The 15,025-nt window shown below is 45.0% G+C and carries 17 protein-coding genes; 2 read left to right on the forward strand and 15 right to left on the reverse strand.

Translation table 11 applies throughout. From position 1 onward, the window contains the following. Positions 1-4 precede the first annotated feature (4 nt). Both DLD82_RS12330 and DLD82_RS18670 read right to left on the reverse strand, forming a co-directional pair. Positions 5-313 carry a V-type ATPase subunit subunit G family protein gene (locus tag DLD82_RS12330; protein WP_109941430.1) on the reverse strand — a complete coding sequence of 103 codons (309 nt, stop codon included), beginning with the start codon at positions 311-313 and terminating at the stop codon, positions 5-7. A 14-nt stretch (positions 314-327) separates the two neighbouring features. Next, positions 328-495, reverse strand: coding sequence for a hypothetical protein (locus DLD82_RS18670; protein ID WP_181391419.1), 168 nt, complete (start codon positions 493-495; stop codon positions 328-330). 191 nt (positions 496-686) lie between these two features. Between DLD82_RS18670 and DLD82_RS12335 the strand changes: the two genes are divergently transcribed. After that, complete coding sequence (locus DLD82_RS12335) at positions 687-1,538, forward strand: universal stress protein (protein WP_109941431.1); 852 nt, start codon at positions 687-689, stop codon at positions 1,536-1,538. On the opposite strand, the gene DLD82_RS12340 is transcribed toward DLD82_RS12335, so the two are convergent. The 12 genes from DLD82_RS12340 to DLD82_RS12390 all read right to left on the reverse strand — a co-directional run bounded on the left by DLD82_RS12340 (position 1,522) and on the right by DLD82_RS12390 (position 12,933). Further along, positions 1,522-2,208, reverse strand: a complete 687-nt coding sequence (locus DLD82_RS12340; protein ID WP_181391420.1) for a V-type ATP synthase subunit D — start codon at positions 2,206-2,208, stop codon at positions 1,522-1,524. The genes DLD82_RS12335 and DLD82_RS12340 overlap by 17 nt on opposite strands. Next, positions 2,193-3,599, reverse strand: a complete 1,407-nt coding sequence (locus DLD82_RS12345; protein ID WP_109941433.1) for a V-type ATP synthase subunit B — start codon at positions 3,597-3,599, stop codon at positions 2,193-2,195. Before DLD82_RS12345 ends, DLD82_RS12340 begins: the two co-directional genes overlap by 16 nt. Further along, positions 3,599-5,371, reverse strand: a complete 1,773-nt coding sequence (locus DLD82_RS12350) for a V-type ATP synthase subunit A (RefSeq protein WP_109941496.1) — start codon at positions 5,369-5,371, stop codon at positions 3,599-3,601. Before DLD82_RS12350 ends, DLD82_RS12345 begins: the two co-directional genes overlap by 1 nt. 50 nt (positions 5,372-5,421) lie before the next feature. Continuing rightward, the gene (locus DLD82_RS12355) at positions 5,422-5,694 is read right to left on the reverse strand and encodes a V-type ATP synthase subunit F (RefSeq protein WP_109941434.1); all 273 of its coding nucleotides are present in this window, start codon (positions 5,692-5,694) and stop codon (positions 5,422-5,424) included. Next, the gene (locus DLD82_RS12360) at positions 5,691-6,884 is read right to left on the reverse strand and encodes a V-type ATPase subunit (protein WP_181391421.1); all 1,194 of its coding nucleotides are present in this window, start codon (positions 6,882-6,884) and stop codon (positions 5,691-5,693) included. Before DLD82_RS12360 ends, DLD82_RS12355 begins: the two co-directional genes overlap by 4 nt. After that, positions 6,877-7,488 carry a V-type ATP synthase subunit E gene (locus DLD82_RS12365; protein WP_109941436.1) on the reverse strand — a complete coding sequence of 204 codons (612 nt, stop codon included), beginning with the start codon at positions 7,486-7,488 and terminating at the stop codon, positions 6,877-6,879. Before DLD82_RS12365 ends, DLD82_RS12360 begins: the two co-directional genes overlap by 8 nt. Positions 7,489-7,514: 26 nt before the next feature. Beyond that, complete coding sequence (locus tag DLD82_RS12370) at positions 7,515-8,240, reverse strand: V-type ATP synthase subunit K (protein WP_109941437.1); 726 nt, start codon at positions 8,238-8,240, stop codon at positions 7,515-7,517. After that, entirely contained in the window at positions 8,237-10,219 is a 1,983-nt protein-coding gene (locus tag DLD82_RS12375) for a V-type ATP synthase subunit I (protein ID WP_109941438.1), read from the reverse strand. The genes DLD82_RS12370 and DLD82_RS12375 overlap by 4 nt, the downstream gene beginning before the upstream one ends. Next, positions 10,194-10,535, reverse strand: a complete 342-nt coding sequence (locus DLD82_RS12380) for a hypothetical protein (RefSeq protein WP_109941439.1) — start codon at positions 10,533-10,535, stop codon at positions 10,194-10,196. Before DLD82_RS12380 ends, DLD82_RS12375 begins: the two co-directional genes overlap by 26 nt. 123 nt (positions 10,536-10,658) lie before the next feature. Next, positions 10,659-10,799: a hypothetical protein gene (locus DLD82_RS18675; protein WP_181391422.1), complete on the reverse strand. Its 141-nt coding sequence runs from the start codon at positions 10,797-10,799 to the stop codon at positions 10,659-10,661. Positions 10,800-10,849: 50 nt separating this feature from the next. After that, positions 10,850-11,959, reverse strand: a complete 1,110-nt coding sequence (locus DLD82_RS12385) for a DUF362 domain-containing protein (protein WP_109941440.1) — start codon at positions 11,957-11,959, stop codon at positions 10,850-10,852. A 53-nt stretch (positions 11,960-12,012) separates the two neighbouring features. Continuing rightward, positions 12,013-12,933, reverse strand: coding sequence for an AEC family transporter (locus tag DLD82_RS12390; protein WP_109941441.1), 921 nt, complete (start codon positions 12,931-12,933; stop codon positions 12,013-12,015). A gap of 179 nt (positions 12,934-13,112) precedes the next feature. Between DLD82_RS12390 and DLD82_RS12395 the strand changes: the two genes are divergently transcribed. Next, positions 13,113-13,670 carry a LemA family protein gene (locus DLD82_RS12395; RefSeq protein ID WP_109941442.1) on the forward strand — a complete coding sequence of 186 codons (558 nt, stop codon included), beginning with the start codon at positions 13,113-13,115 and terminating at the stop codon, positions 13,668-13,670. A 6-nt stretch (positions 13,671-13,676) separates the two neighbouring features. Here the strand turns inward: DLD82_RS12395 and DLD82_RS19210 are convergent, their stop codons facing one another. Next, positions 13,677-15,011: a diadenylate cyclase gene (locus DLD82_RS19210; RefSeq protein WP_245920440.1), complete on the reverse strand. Its 1,335-nt coding sequence runs from the start codon at positions 15,009-15,011 to the stop codon at positions 13,677-13,679. Positions 15,012-15,025 lie beyond the last annotated feature (14 nt).

Genomic DNA, 15,025 nt, shown 5'->3' on the forward strand with positions numbered 1-15,025 from the left:
TACCCTACCTGGCTTTCTCCACGATACGTATGATAGCATTATCTACGTTTTTCTCCCCTCTTGAAAGGACATCTGCCGCTTCTCTTTCACCAGCTTTTCTAATCTCCTCAACCTGAAAAGAGAGTTCTGCCATCCCTTTTTGCATAAATACTAACGCTTCTTCAGCCCCTTTTTTCTCAGCTTCCTCCAGTTGACCCCGTGCTTTCACCCGTGCATCATGAATCAAATCTTCAGCTTCTTTGCAGGCCAAGTCACATTCCTGTTTTAATTCTGATTCTTTTTTAGAGATCTGATCGAGAAGTGAATGCTCCATATCTATGGTGCCCCCTATAATCCGTATTTACTCTTCATTCTCCTGGTCATACCATAGCTTTCTGCTTCTTCCAGTTTTTTTTTACAGGGCGGACGGATTGCAGCCTCAAGAATCCGATCCTCACATCGCTTCATAGCAATCTGTTTTAATTCAAGGATCTTTTTCATATCAGGAACAACCATTTTTTCTCACCCCTGTAATTTTTATGGCACTGACCGATTGATTTCACCCGATAAATAATTAACGGATTCATCTTTCAGATTACGGAAGATGCTCTGCAGAAGAGTCCTCCATAAAAATGTTTTTCGATTATTATATGAACTTTTACCAGGCACTATACTATCATAGGTTACCCTGCCCTGGATGAGATAGAATGTTTCGAAGAATACTTTTTCCCACTGATTTCTCTGATTATGCACGGAGAGTAATGGACTGTATCGCCGGGTTACCCGGAGTCGAAGAGGTTACTCTTCTTCATGTGAGTAGTGCCAGCAGCCCGGCATTGGTAAAAGGAGAACTTGTTTCCTCGGCACGTGAACGGATTGAATCAGACCGGTTATTCCTTTCGCAACTTGGGATTATGAAAACAAAGACTGAGGTTGTGGTATCGGATTCAGTAGCAGAAGCCATTGAGCAGGCAGCAACCAGAAATGATACCACTATTATTGTCATGGGAGCCAGAGGGAAAGGGTTAATCAAAGGGCTGCACCTAGGAAGTGTAACAAACAAGGTACTCCATATTTCAAAAAAGAATCTGCTCATCATGCGGGGATCAATTATTGAACAACTCTCCGGGGAGAAATTTCAGAAATTCTGTCCCATGATATTTTCCCGGGTGTTAATCCCGGTTGATCTCACCAAAGAATCCTGGGATGCAGTCAAAAAAATTGCTCTTATTCCGGATGTTACTGAAATTATTGTAGGATTTGTTATCTCACGTGGAGAGACTGAACGGGAACTTGAACGACTCAGGAAAGAGTCAGAACAGAAAATAATAAAGCAATGCGAACAGATCAAAACTAACGGAGCACAGATCAGATGGAGAATCCTTGAGGGAGACCTTGTCAGCAGGATTAATGAATACGCAAGTGAGGCAGATGTCTCTCTGGTCTGCACAGCTCCAACAGAAAAAGGGTTTTTTGCAGAGATACTGCATGGAAGTTTTTCATGCGAACTAGCCAGGCTGGCCTCTCATCCGGTACTTGTAATCAGGCGCCAGAAATAACGGGTATTGCAGTTTCCTGACTCTTTTTCTCCATTATCTGTTTCATTCTTTTTCTTCGGAACAAATCTTCACGTTCACGCTCTTCAAGTCTGAACTCAATATACCGCATTGTTCCCTGGAGACGGGGAATGACCAGATGTTCAAGGGCATTTACCCGTCTTCTGGTCCGGTTCATCTCAAGGATGAGTCGGTCAGCTCTCCCCTGGAGAGATGCATATTCGAGGATCAATGAAAGCAGTTTTTCATATCTCTGGGATACTTCATCGACCTGTCCGGATGTTCCAACCATGCTATATCCCCAATTTTGCCTGGAACAATCAGTGTGATCTTCACTTTTACGGCTAACTTCCGGAACTCTGACACCCATAACCTGTGTGGAGGTAACGAAGATTTCAGGTATTTTCCTGGATGATGAAGCGATTTCAGAAAGGTGTACCCATCCTGTCATAACCCCGGCAATTTTTAAATTTTCATATGCATGAGCCATCTGCTCCCTGATGTTTTCAGCCATTCTTTCCAGTTCAACAGAAAGTCGGCTGTGTTCAAGGACAAGAGCATCGAGTTTCTCCTGCAGAATGTCGCGGCCTTTCTGTGCTATGAGCTCTCTTCTCCGGAGCCGGAGTAGTTCTAGCCGCGTTGGTCTTACTCCACTAATTACGGCCCTTTGCATTCTCCTCCCTCTACGCCATGATAATAAGAATCGATGTATTCCTTGCTGATTCTCTTTAGTTCTGATCTTGGAAGAAGAGAGAGGAGATCCCATGCAAGGTTCAGAGTATCTTCAAAAGATCTGTCTTCATATGATGCCTGACGAATGAAATCAGATTCATAACGGTCACAAAACCGAAGATAGACTTTATCAAGAGGAGTAAGACCTTCTTCACCCATCACTGCAACCAGACTTTTCAGCCGAATGCCCCGTGCATATGCTGAATATAACTGATTTTTCACTTCAGCATGATCTGCACGGGTCCGGCCCTCCCCGATACCTCCCTGCATAAGACGGGAAAGACAGGGCAGAACATCAACAGGTGGATAGATACCTTTCCGATGTAGTTCACGGGAAAGAACAATCTGACCTTCGGTAATATACCCGGTCAGATCAGGTACCGGATGGGTGATGTCATCATCGGGCATGGTGAGAATGGGAATCTGAGTAATCGATCCTTCTCTTCCCCGGATACGTCCGGCCCGTTCATAAAGAGATGCAAGGTCGGTGTAAATATAACCAGGATATCCCCTTCTACCCGGAACTTCCTCCCTTGCGGCGGCAATTTCCCGGAGAGCTTCACAATAATTTGTTAGATCGGTAAGCACAACAAGCACATGCATGCCCTTGTCAAAGGCAAGAAACTCTGCAGTGGTGAGAGCAAGTCTTGGGGTAATAATCCGTTCGATAGCTGGATCATCTGCAAGGTTTAAGAACAATACAGCCCGTTCGAGTGCCCCACTTTCTTCAAATTCCCGGATGAAAAACGCAGATTCCTCATAGGTGATACCCATCGCTGCAAAGACCACGGCAAACTTCTCTGCCTGTCCGGTTACCTTTGCCTGACGAGCAATTTGTGATGCAAGCAGATTGTGAGGAAGTCCTGCACCGGAAAAAATTGGGAGTTTCTGGCCCCGAACCAGCGTGTTCATCCCGTCTATTGAAGATATTCCGGTTTCAATAGAGTTTCTTGGATGTTCACGTGCTGATGGATTGATAGGAGAACCATAAATATCCCGTATACATTCAGGAATAACCGGACCTCCTCCGTCAATTGGCTGTGCACTTCCATCAAAAGTCCTTCCCAGCATTTCAGCGGAGAGAGAAATCTTCATTGGCTCTCCCCTGAACCTGACCTTTGTCCCTTCCGTATCAAGATCACGGGTCCCCCGGAACACCTGAACCAATGCACGGGTCGTCGTTGTTTCAAGCACCTGACCTATTCTGGTTTCACCACCAGGAAGAGATATTTCTGCAATCTCTCCATAGCCAATCCCCTCAACCCCCTCAATGACAATAAGGGGCCCGACCACCTTTGAGACTCCGGTATAAACCCGGGATGAGAGATCCATCAAAAAGCCCCCTTAAGGTTTTTCATCGATTCCATATCCCGGGCAATAGCCTGAAAGAGTTCATCCTCCTCTTCCGGAGAAGAAGAGCCCATCCGGGCAAAGAGTTCTATAAGTGAAAGAGTCCTGATATTAGATACGGTAACTCCGGAATCAAGGGCACGTTCAGCCCGTTCAAAGAATGAAAAGATAGATTTTAACATCCGGTATTGTTTCTTAGGCCCGGTATAGGTATCAAATTCATCAAAAGCATACTGCATCAGGTAACTTTCCCTGATTATCTCAGCCTTTAAGAGTAACAGACGATCTGATTCCGGCAGGGTCTCAGGACCGACCAGGCGGATAATCTCCTCAAGTTCATTCTCCCGCTGAAGGATTTCCATCATCTCCTGTATCATCCGGATAAAATCAGGCCCGACATGCTCTTCCCACCACTGACCAGCCATGTTCCCGTACAGTGAATAGGACATAAGCCAGTTAATCGCCGGAAAATGCCTTTGATATGCAAGGTCTGCATCCAAAGCCCAGAACACCTTGACAATACGAAGCGTGTTCTGCGTAACCGGTTCAGAAAAGTCACCTCCCGGAGGAGATACCGCTCCGATGACAGAAATTGAACCCTCATGCCCGCCAGATCCCAGAAGTGAGACCCTTCCGGCCCGTTCATAAAAATCAGCAAGACGGGAACTCAGGTATGCAGGATATCCTTCTTCACCTGGCATCTCCTCAAGTCTTCCTGATATCTCCCTCATGGCTTCTGCCCACCTTGAGGTTGAATCGGCCATCAGAGCCACATGATAACCCATATCCCGGTAATATTCTGCAAGGGTAATCCCCGTATACACCGATGCTTCCCTTGCAGCAACCGGCATATTACTGGTATTTGCAATGAGTACCATGCGGCTGCTGAGAGCATGGCCGGTTCTTGGGTCTTTTAAGGTAGGGAATTGTTCAAGGACGTCTGCCATCTCGTTGCCCCGTTCACCACATCCAATGTATATAATGATGTCAGCGTTCACCCACTTCGCCAGCTGCTGTTGGACAACAGTCTTCCCTGAACCAAATGGACCTGGAATTGCTGCAGTTCCTCCACGGGCAAGGGGAAAGAGGGTATCTATGATCCTCTGGCCGGTGATAAGAGGTTCAACAGGATCAAGACGTTCCCGTACCGGACGAGGACTTCTGACCGGCCAACGCTGAATCATGGTAATCGGGGTCTTTTCTGATCCGGACATTATGACCGCAATAGTATCGGTGACCACGTATTCCCCTTTTTTTGCAAGAGACATGAGAGTTCCACTCATCCCTGGTGGAACCATGATGAAATGATTGACTGATACCGATTCACGGACACAGCCTAGCCTGTCACCTTCATGTACCTCGTCACCCTCCTTTGCCAAAGGATAAAACCGGTATTTTTTTGTCCGATCTAGGGCAGGTGCAGAAGAACCACGTTCAATCATATCCCCGGTACGACGCAGGATTTCTTCGAGGGGCCGCTGGATACCGTCATACATGGTACCAACAAGGCCTGGCCCGAGCTCTACTGAAAGAGGAAGATATGTTCTTATTACCGGCTCGCCTGGAACAAGGCCGGTAGTCTCTTCATAAACCTGTATGGTAGCACGGTCTCCCTCCAGAATAATAATTTCCCCAATAAGACCGGCTTTTCCTACTCTGACTGACTCATACATCCGGCTCCCGGCCATACCTTCCGCTTCAACAACCGGCCCGGTTACCCGGATAACTGTACCATCTCTGCTCTTACTATTCATCGCATCCCTCTTATCATCACCAACCATCGTTTCGTTCTTCTTCATGGTCTTTATACTCCACAAGTATCCGGTCTTCTCATCTCATCCGGAATGACGGATACAACCGGTATCATCCGGGGGGATGTTCTCGCTGCATAAACACGATCCGGAATCAGATCGGCAACCGACTGACTGATTAGGATTATTCCGATATCCGGTTCCACCAGGCATTCTTCCAGTCGCTTTTTTGATTCTTCAGTGTCCTCACACACATACCCCTCATGAATTCCGCCCAGCAAAAACCCCATCACCATCCTTTGGGGGCCAAGAAGTACAACCTTCATGCTTCACCACCTGTAAGGACCAGCATCCGGGTAATCATTTCTGCTGAAAACCCTTCTGATAATCCGGAGAGGATCACCCTGATATTTCGAAGCTCAAACTCTTTTGCAATGAGATACCAGAGCAGAGGCCCGCCGGTATGATAATAATCCAGTGAGAGGCGGGAGACAATATCAAGTTCCAGTTTGTCAAGTGCTAAATCAAAAGAAACCATGCTGTCCGGAGACGGATATTTCCGGATTAACGGTGTGAGAACTGGTTCAAACCTGGTGCCTGAAAGCTGCCTGACAATATCTGGAACGCTCATCATCTCATTTAACTGGACCAGCCTCCATTGTGGAATTTCAAGGCCACCGGGGAGTAAACAGACAGGGGCAGAACCCGGATCCCTCCCGGTATGCTTGAACCTGATAAGTGTTTTTACATTCTGAATATCTGCCAGAATTGAAAAAAAATCCCGGTATGGAGAGGCCAGGTAACTCGTAACCTTTGATGTCTGCCTGGAGATTTCATCATATCCCAGGCAATCCAGGGCATGTTCCAGGTAAAACAGTAAATGCTCTTTTTCATAAGCAGGAAGAGCATTCATAAGCGGTATGCCATACCTTGTATCCTGCATTATCCGGACACATTCACTAACCGTCTGTGAATTTGAAACCTTTATTGCAAGGTCATACGTAAATCCGTCAGGCCAGAGCACCGGGTTTTCAGAAAATGATTTTATCTGATGCTGATGAACAAACCGGAGTATTCGTTTAATTTTTGCCAGTTCCTGAAAAAAGAGATAGGCATCAAAAAATTCCCATGCATCCTGAGGAGATTCTGACCTCATTAAGGTGACCTCTTCATACCACAGAGCAAGGACTTCTTCTTCGACCTGATCCGAATTACATTCAGGTGGAATATTCCGAAGATAACCAGCGGTTTTTAGCCGGTTTATGCAGTCAGGAAGTGAACCACTCTGCAAAAGCCCCATCACCTGTTCGTTTTCAATAAAAGGAACTCCCTTTGCCTTGATACGGGCAATTACCGGAGTGTATGAAGTAATAGAGAGAAGAACAGGAAAATAGCCGGCTGTACTCAGAATTGCTATGAGTAATAATGCAATAATAAGGACAACAATCGCCGTTGTCAAAGGGGTGAGATATGGCAGGCCTGCATCAAAAAGAGGTGATAGCATCTCATTAGTCATCAGAGACACCATTTTCAAACAGGATTTTTGATACTGCAACGATCATGTCTCGTTTCATACGGGAAAACCGGGCTTCAACAGTATTATCAATCGTTACACGGTCTGTAACTCTTTCGCAGATAACGCCTCCGGCAGTCATAACCGGCTCATCAGAAAGGTGTATGGAATTCCCATCTTTCTGCATTGAATTGATTATCTCCTGAACAATTTTCCGGTCATCAGGATGTACAGATATGATATGTTCCTGGCCGCCCAGATTTACCATGCATTCTTCAATAAGATGTTTCAGAAGAGAGGGATATTCATTTTTTGTCCGAAGTGTCTGCAGGTACTTTTCTGTCTCTTTAAAGCACTGATTAATAAGATCCTCTTTAGACTCCCGGACTAGTTTTTTTGCTTCAATCCGGGTCCTGGACTGCTGACTGGCAATGTTTTGTCGAATCTCTCTGAAGCCTTCTGATAACCGGTGATTGTATGCAGCTTCTGCTCTCTGTTCAGCCAGGTTTCTGATATTAGTTAGTTCACATGCTTCTTCTGCCCTGATTGACCGGACTTCTTCTTCTGCTTCTCTTTTTATCCGGTTTATGATTGCTTCGACAGTCATAGTACGCCAGTTTGTTATCCAATAAATTATCCACTAAATAATCCAAGACCGAACAGTATCAAAATTGCAACCAATAGTCCGAATATTGCAAATGTCTCGGACATTGCTGCAAAAACAAGGCTTCTTCCGATTGCCCCCGGATTTCGTGCTGTAGCAGCAATTCCACTTGAACAGGTGATACCCTGACCAATAGCAGAAAAGCCGGCAAGACCCACTGCAAGACCTGCACCAACAAGGCCGATTGCTATTGGCATCTCTACAGAGAAGTCCGATGACAATATTCCGGTCAGTGCCAGCATCAGAACTGCTATCAACAGACCATAGATGGCCTGAGTCTCACAGACTGCCGCGAATACCACACCTCGCCCAAACATCTCAGGTTTTTCAGCAGTATTTGCCACCCCTGAAGCAGCAGCAATACCCTGGCCAATAGCAGAAAAGCCGGCAAGACCTACTGAAAGCCCTGCTGCTATTGCAACAATTCCGGCCGGAGTCGGGATATCTCCGGCAGTTCCTCCTAGAAATCCTCCGGCCTGCAGGATCAAAATCGCGATTAATAGACCATAGATAGCCTGGGTCTGCGGAACCGCAGTAAAGACAAGAGCCATCCCAAATTTCTCAGGACGTTCTGATATCACCCCTGAAGCTGCTGAACCAACAATACCAACCCCAATACCAGATCCAATTGCTGAACATCCCACAGCAATACCCGCACCGATAGCCATCAGAACTGCACCTGTACCAATTGTCATGAATAATCCTCATTATTTACGTGTGTATAGATACGATTTTCACGGAATGGAATAAATTCCCTTCCTCCTCCGGAATAAAACCTGCCAAAAAATTCAATGTAATGCAGACGAAGAGCATGAATAACACTTCCAAGAGTCTGAATTGCAAGGTTAAAGAACTGTCCGGCAATACAGAAGATAATCGCCGGTACAATCATAAATGGGTGAACAGATGCTATCATTTCAGATAAAATATTAATTGTCATCGCTATTCCTCCGGTAGCAAGAGCGAGAGCTAAGATCCTGACATAGGAAAGCCAGTCTCCCAGGAATCCGGTAAGACTGAAAAAGCCCATCGGGCCCTTTTTAAGAAATAACACTGCAAGCCCGATGAGTCCCCCACCAATAGCAAGATTGGTAATTATAGATGGAAATGTTGTCCAGCCAAAAAACTGAATCAACAGAACTGCTGCTGAAGGCTGGAGAATAAACCAGATAATGTTCTCCTGGATAGCAGCACTGTACAGCCGATTCCGGATATTTTCCCAAAGTCCAATGATAATACCAAGGTTGAGGTGGATTGTACCAATGATAAGGGCTATCTGGAATAATAAGATTGGAGAATTAAGCGGTTCAATCAGCACAAATGGTGGCTGAATATTGAAAAACCGAGGAAGCAGATCTCCAAACCAGCCCCCCTGAATTGTCCCAAGGATAATATCTGCAACACCAGAACAGAGGAGGATATAACTCATATCCCGAAACGATGCATCGGTTCTTCCAGGTCCACGGTATAAGAGCCACCCGACAAGGGCAATAATAAGTCCATATCCGGCATCACCCAGCATCATCCCGAAAAAGAGCAGATAAGCGGGTGCAAAAAATGGAGTAGGATCTATCTCATCGTACCTGGGTCGGGAAAATGTCGTTGTAAGGAGTTCAAATGGTGCCAGCCAGGAGGGGTTATCATACCTGACCGGAACATCATCATGCGGGTCAGCCGGTTCCGTAATTACAAAGCACTCCTCCCCTGTGGCCGACCGGATGAGAGACTTCAGTTTTTCCTCATCCCTTTGTCGTACCCATCCCCGGAGATACGAAACATCTCTGCTTGTCCCAAATTTCCGGTTAATATCAATCCTTTCCCGCCGGAGGATGAGCTCTTCACGGTATGCCTGAAGTAGTGATAGATAGGTATGGGCATAATCAGTCAGTTGTTCCTGTAGTTTCTGTTCTTTTGTAGCATATTCAGAAAGTAGCGCCAGTTCCTGCTTTTGCATATCATCTGGCAGGCCGGAGAAACTTTCAGGAAAAACCAGCTGATTAAACCACGAGGCATGAATCAGATCAGATAATGCATCCCGGTGATTATTGGTAGAGACACAAAAAATCAGGATTATACCATCTTTTTTTTCTGAATACAGGGAAATTTCATCAGTTCCTGCCTCTGCAAGCCATCTATCCGGGAGGGAAGAATGTTCCTCTTTTACATACCCGGCAATGAAATGTGTAAAAGGAGCAGGTTTCAGGTAAGATAGGGAAATTCCGGTTCCCTTCAGACGTTCAAGGCTTGCAATATATCCTTCACATGATGTATAGTGATCCCGGTTTTTTTTCAGATCTTCCTGGATTTTTAAAACTTCCTCTGCCCGATCTAATTGAGAAAGGATATCAGAAAACAGCCCATCGTGTGAACCTGAATAACCAGGAACATACTGTTGTTCCTGCCTGGAGAAAATTGATGTGAGAAGATTACCGGTTTTTTGAGCATATGGCTCCAGGATTTCAAGAACCCGATCAATCCTGAACTGAATGTTAAGTATTTTTTCGAGATCTTCTTTTGGAATTACCGGTACCTGAAAAGTTACATCACCGACAGGAACTGAACGAAGGTCTAGTATTTCCAGTTCTCCCTGTTTGTGAAGAGCAGTGGTGACCTCTAAAAGCCACCTCTGGTGGACCCCGATGAGGACATTACTCATTCGAGCTGGATAAAACATCCTCTTCTCCGGTTACAATACGGACAACCTGAAGAACTGCTGCATTGACATTCTTCTCTCCCTTGGACCGCAGGTTTGATACTTCATTCTCCGCTTCCGACATCACGAAGAGAAGTTCCTTCCGTAATATTTCTTCTTCTTTCTCCCGTTCACTTCGAAGCCGGGTCTCGGCATCTGAAAGACGAACGGAAAATCGTTCTTCTCCTTCGCGCTTTGCTTCTTCCATCGCGAGTTTCATGCGATGTCGTGCAGTTTCGATCAGGTTGACTGCTTCTTTTTCAGCTTCTTTAATCTGATCAATCTCACGAAGATCCATATTTCCCTAAATAATACTATTCCCCCTGCTCATTTATCAATTGTTATATGATAGCAGATGAGAACAAAGAGGAGGATGAGGGCAAAAAAAGAGCATTCGCCTGAAAGAAAGGACGGAATTATATCATCGGATCCACATCCCATGATATAACGAGAGAAAAATCACCATGAGAACCACAGGAACTGCAAGATGAATTGTAAAGGCGATGACTTCCATACAATACTGCACAAATTTTGAGGTCTTTTCATAATTCCTTACGTGCATGTATAGTTATATTTACAAAATGGAATATACCCTTTCCTCTCCCCGGATAATTACAATTCCACCAGCGAATAATCCTTTGAGCCAAGGCCAATAGAATGACCATATTCAACAATATGTCTTCCCTCAACATATTCCCATACTCCGGTGAATTTATTCTCCCCGGGTTCATGGTGACAATGAAGAGATGAGCATTCAAGACCTTTTTCAGCATTAATCAGGTCAAGAGCAGCGGCATCAATTGCCACCGGATCAGTCGACGCTAAAAAACCGATATCGGGGACTATTGGTGAGTCACTCCAGGGGACACAATCGCAATCGGGGGTTATATCGGTTAAAAAACTAATATACAAAACTTTTTCCTTAAGACCGGCAACTGCCCCTAATGCATATTCAGCCATTCGTTCAAGAAAAACCGGAACATCCCGCTTCCACATGAAAGAGATGGCATGTTCCGGACAGACCTGGAGACAGGCAGAACACCCGTAACAAATGGATTTATCAACAAATGCTTTCTCATTTTTCATACTGATTGCCTGGAAGGGACACTGGGTTAAACAGTAACCACACCCGATACAATCAGCATCACACACTTCAGCCTGCATTCCCTGGTGCTGATCACGTTTTCCTAATGGGGGAGCACAGCCCATGGCCAGGTTTTTTATCGCTCCGCCAAATCCGGCAAGAGCATGCCCTTTCACATGGCTAAGGACAATCATTGCCTGCGAATCCAGTATATCACGGGCAATTTTTACCGATGAAAAATGCTTTCCCCTGATAGGAACTTCAGCATAATTATTACCAGTAAGACCATCGGCAATGATGACCGGTGCATCTACAACCGCATACGCAAATCCATGTCTTATCGCAGTAATAATGTGGTCAGCTGAATTATGCCTTGAACCAATGTACATCGTGTTGGTATCGGTGAGAAATGGTTTTCCAGATATGTTTCTGACTAAGTCCACTATCTGCCGGACATACACCGGCTTTATAAATGTATCATTCCCTAACTCCCCGAAATGAAGTTTAATTGCTGTTAGATCACCTTCATTGATGATTCGAAGCAGACCTGCACTTTCACAGAGCCGAACAATTTTCTTCGCATTATTCTCTTCTGGACTTTTGATCCTCATCCTTGCAAGATAAACTATACTGGACATGACTACTCTTCCGGGAACATGGGTGAGCCAGATATATGAATCCAATTATTCCCTTATGTCAAAAGAAGTACGCCAATAACCGGAATAGTAACAAGTGACAACAAGGTAGAGATAAAAACCCCTTTTGAAGCCAGTTCTGCGTTAACACCATATTCTTCGGAGAGAAGAACCGTATTCGCGGCAACCGGCATGGCTGCAAGAAGAACAGAAACTCCAATCAATAACGGATCAGAAGTAAAAAACCTGATAATGAGAAGAACAATTATTGGAATTACGAGCAGTCTAAACCCGGATATTGCCCAAATCCTGATGTCAGAGATCATATCATAAACCGGAAGAGGTGCTAAAAATGTCCCGATAACTATCATGGCAAGAGGGGTGGTAATGTCCCCGAGCAGTGATATGGATTCATTTAAGGGTGACGGGATGGTAAGTCCGGTGCCAAGTAGAAACAAACCGATAAATGAAGCAATCAGTCCGGGAGTGATGATTCGTTTTACATCCGGATGACTGGCAAGATCAGGACGAAGGAGGAACACTCCGATTGTAAAGACCAAAAACCCAAAAGGTAGATTTATCAGAGTCACATAAAATACTGACTCTTCTCCAAACATTGCAAATGCTACTGGGTATCCCATGAAACCGAGATTTGAAAAAATGAGCATGAACCTCATAACTCCTGTTTCAAAAAGGGAACCCTTGAAAAAATACGGGACTAATACTGCAATAGTAAATGATACTGCATACACCACGATCTCAATCAAAAGAAGAATTTTCATTGAATGAATAAGTCCGGAAGATAACGGGACCTGCATACTCTCCAGGATAAGACAGGGAATAGACACATTCACCAGGAGTGAGGAGAGACCGGATGCTCCACTCCGTGATAAGTAGCCAACCCGGTATGCGATAAAACCGACACCTATCAGAATGAAGAGTGTAAAAATACTTGATGCTACCGGAAAAAAATCCATATGACCTGCTTTTGAGAGATGAATGAAATCCTCGTGATAGTCTTTTCCTAAATTTCTGTCGCGAATATATTATTTTACTTCTATGGTCAAGAGTCCATTCATCACCATCAGGCATAACCTGGGTTCATGAGAGGGGAATTATCTTCTTTTCTTAAAGTCCATAGGTAAATGGAATACCTATGATTGAATGGATAATCATCGGGGTTATAATCCTCGTTGTAATCGGACTCATCGTCTGGTTCATATCACTGTATAATCGATTTTTTGCCTTAAAAAATTCATATGAGGCCACGATGGGCCAGATAAAGGTGGCCCTGAAAAAACGTCTGGATATGATTGACCAGCTCCTGGGCGCAGTAAAGAGTTATGCAGCATTTGAACAGGAGACCTTTGAACGAGTTACCGCAATGCGGAGTCAAGTGGGATCAGCAGGAAGCGGCGATATCCCTGCCCTTGAAGCTGAATCCAGATCAATTCTGGGCAGGCTATTTGCGGTTATGGAAAATTATCCTGATCTGAAGACTCAGCAGACGGTATCTGACCTTATGGGTAGCGTAAAAAATGTTGAAGATGAGATAGCCAGGCAGCGATATACCTGTAATAATATTGCAGAGCAGTTTAATACGATGGTCGACACCATCCCTTCGAATTTTGTTGCGGGGATAGCCGGCCTTTCCAAATTAGAATACCTGGAGTTCGAAGAAGAGATAAACAAAAGACCTGAAATCTCCTTTTAATCTTTTTTAACAGGTCTCAAAAATTATCCGGCCTTTGGCCATAATCCGGACCTGACCGCCACTTTCAGAAACTACAATTCCAATAGCTCTTGTTTCCTGGGTTATTGCTGCAACAGACACGTGTCTTGTTCCGAATCCTTTTGATAATTTTACTTTGCTGGTATCTATCGAGATATATCTGCCTGCAGCTTCCACCGTTCCATCCTCACGGATAACAAATGCACCATCGAGGAGAGAGAGTTCCTTGATATTCTCCCGCATATCAGCATTGGTAATTAACCTTTCAGAGGGCTTGTGCCCGGCAAGAGGGTTCAGTATTAACTGACGTGACCGTTCCAGGACTGCGTCACTGTCTCCAAGGACAAAAGCAGTCCCCACAGCTTTACCCTCTCGTCCTTCCCGGGCAATTTCTATCGCAAGTTTTAGTACCTGTATCAGGATATTACGATCTCCATAGTAACATTTCATCACCTGATCCGCAATATGAGTCAGATCTTTCTCGGAGACAGGCCCTGAAGAGGACCGGGAAATAACACCGGTTCCGTGTTCAGGAAGTCGGCTTCTGATATGATAAATGACAAGACCGCTGATAACCAGACCTCCTACCCCGATGCCAATGAGAATCCAGAATAGCGGAGTTGACATGAAGGGTATTTCACCATTCATCCCAGGAGGGAGCATTCCGGGAGTAATATTTACGGTCAGATTAGATGCAGTAATATTTTCTCTTGATGAAAAAAACTGGGGATCAATCGTCAGTAAAAACCGGTATGAATCATATGCCTCATCATACATCCCCTGTTTTTCATAACAGACCGCACGGTGATACCAGGCATCGACATAATATGGCTCCCGGGCAATTGCTTTTTCAAACTCTGTCAAGGCTGCTGCACAATTACCAACATCCGCATATGCCCTTCCCCATTGGTAATACGTTTCAGCGGTTTCATTATTCCCGGTACCAACTGGAGTTTCGGTAAGTGTAGGAGTTACAGAGGTAACCACAGGCCGGGGAGAGGGTAACTGGACCGGAGTCTCTCCGGGAGTTCCTGTGGGTTTAGGCGTATTGTCAACCGGAGGCTTTACTTCGGGTTCCTTGGTATGAATTGGAGCAATCGTCGCTTTTAATGATGGTTCCTCAACAGGAAGCGAAGATGTAACTACCGGTGTTGCCAGAGTTGTAACTGTAGTTGTGACCGTATCAGCAGAACATGCCTGAATTCCGATAAAACCTGCCAAAACCAGAATAAACACCATCAGGCACCGGTACCAGAAGATGGTGTTCATAGTAATATTAAGGTGCTGATAACTGATAAATGTGTAACCGGAAGGACGTGTCATTTTGAGTATTAATA

This window comes from Methanospirillum stamsii (assembly GCF_003173335.1).
Lineage (GTDB): Archaea > Halobacteriota > Methanomicrobia > Methanomicrobiales > Methanospirillaceae > Methanospirillum > Methanospirillum stamsii.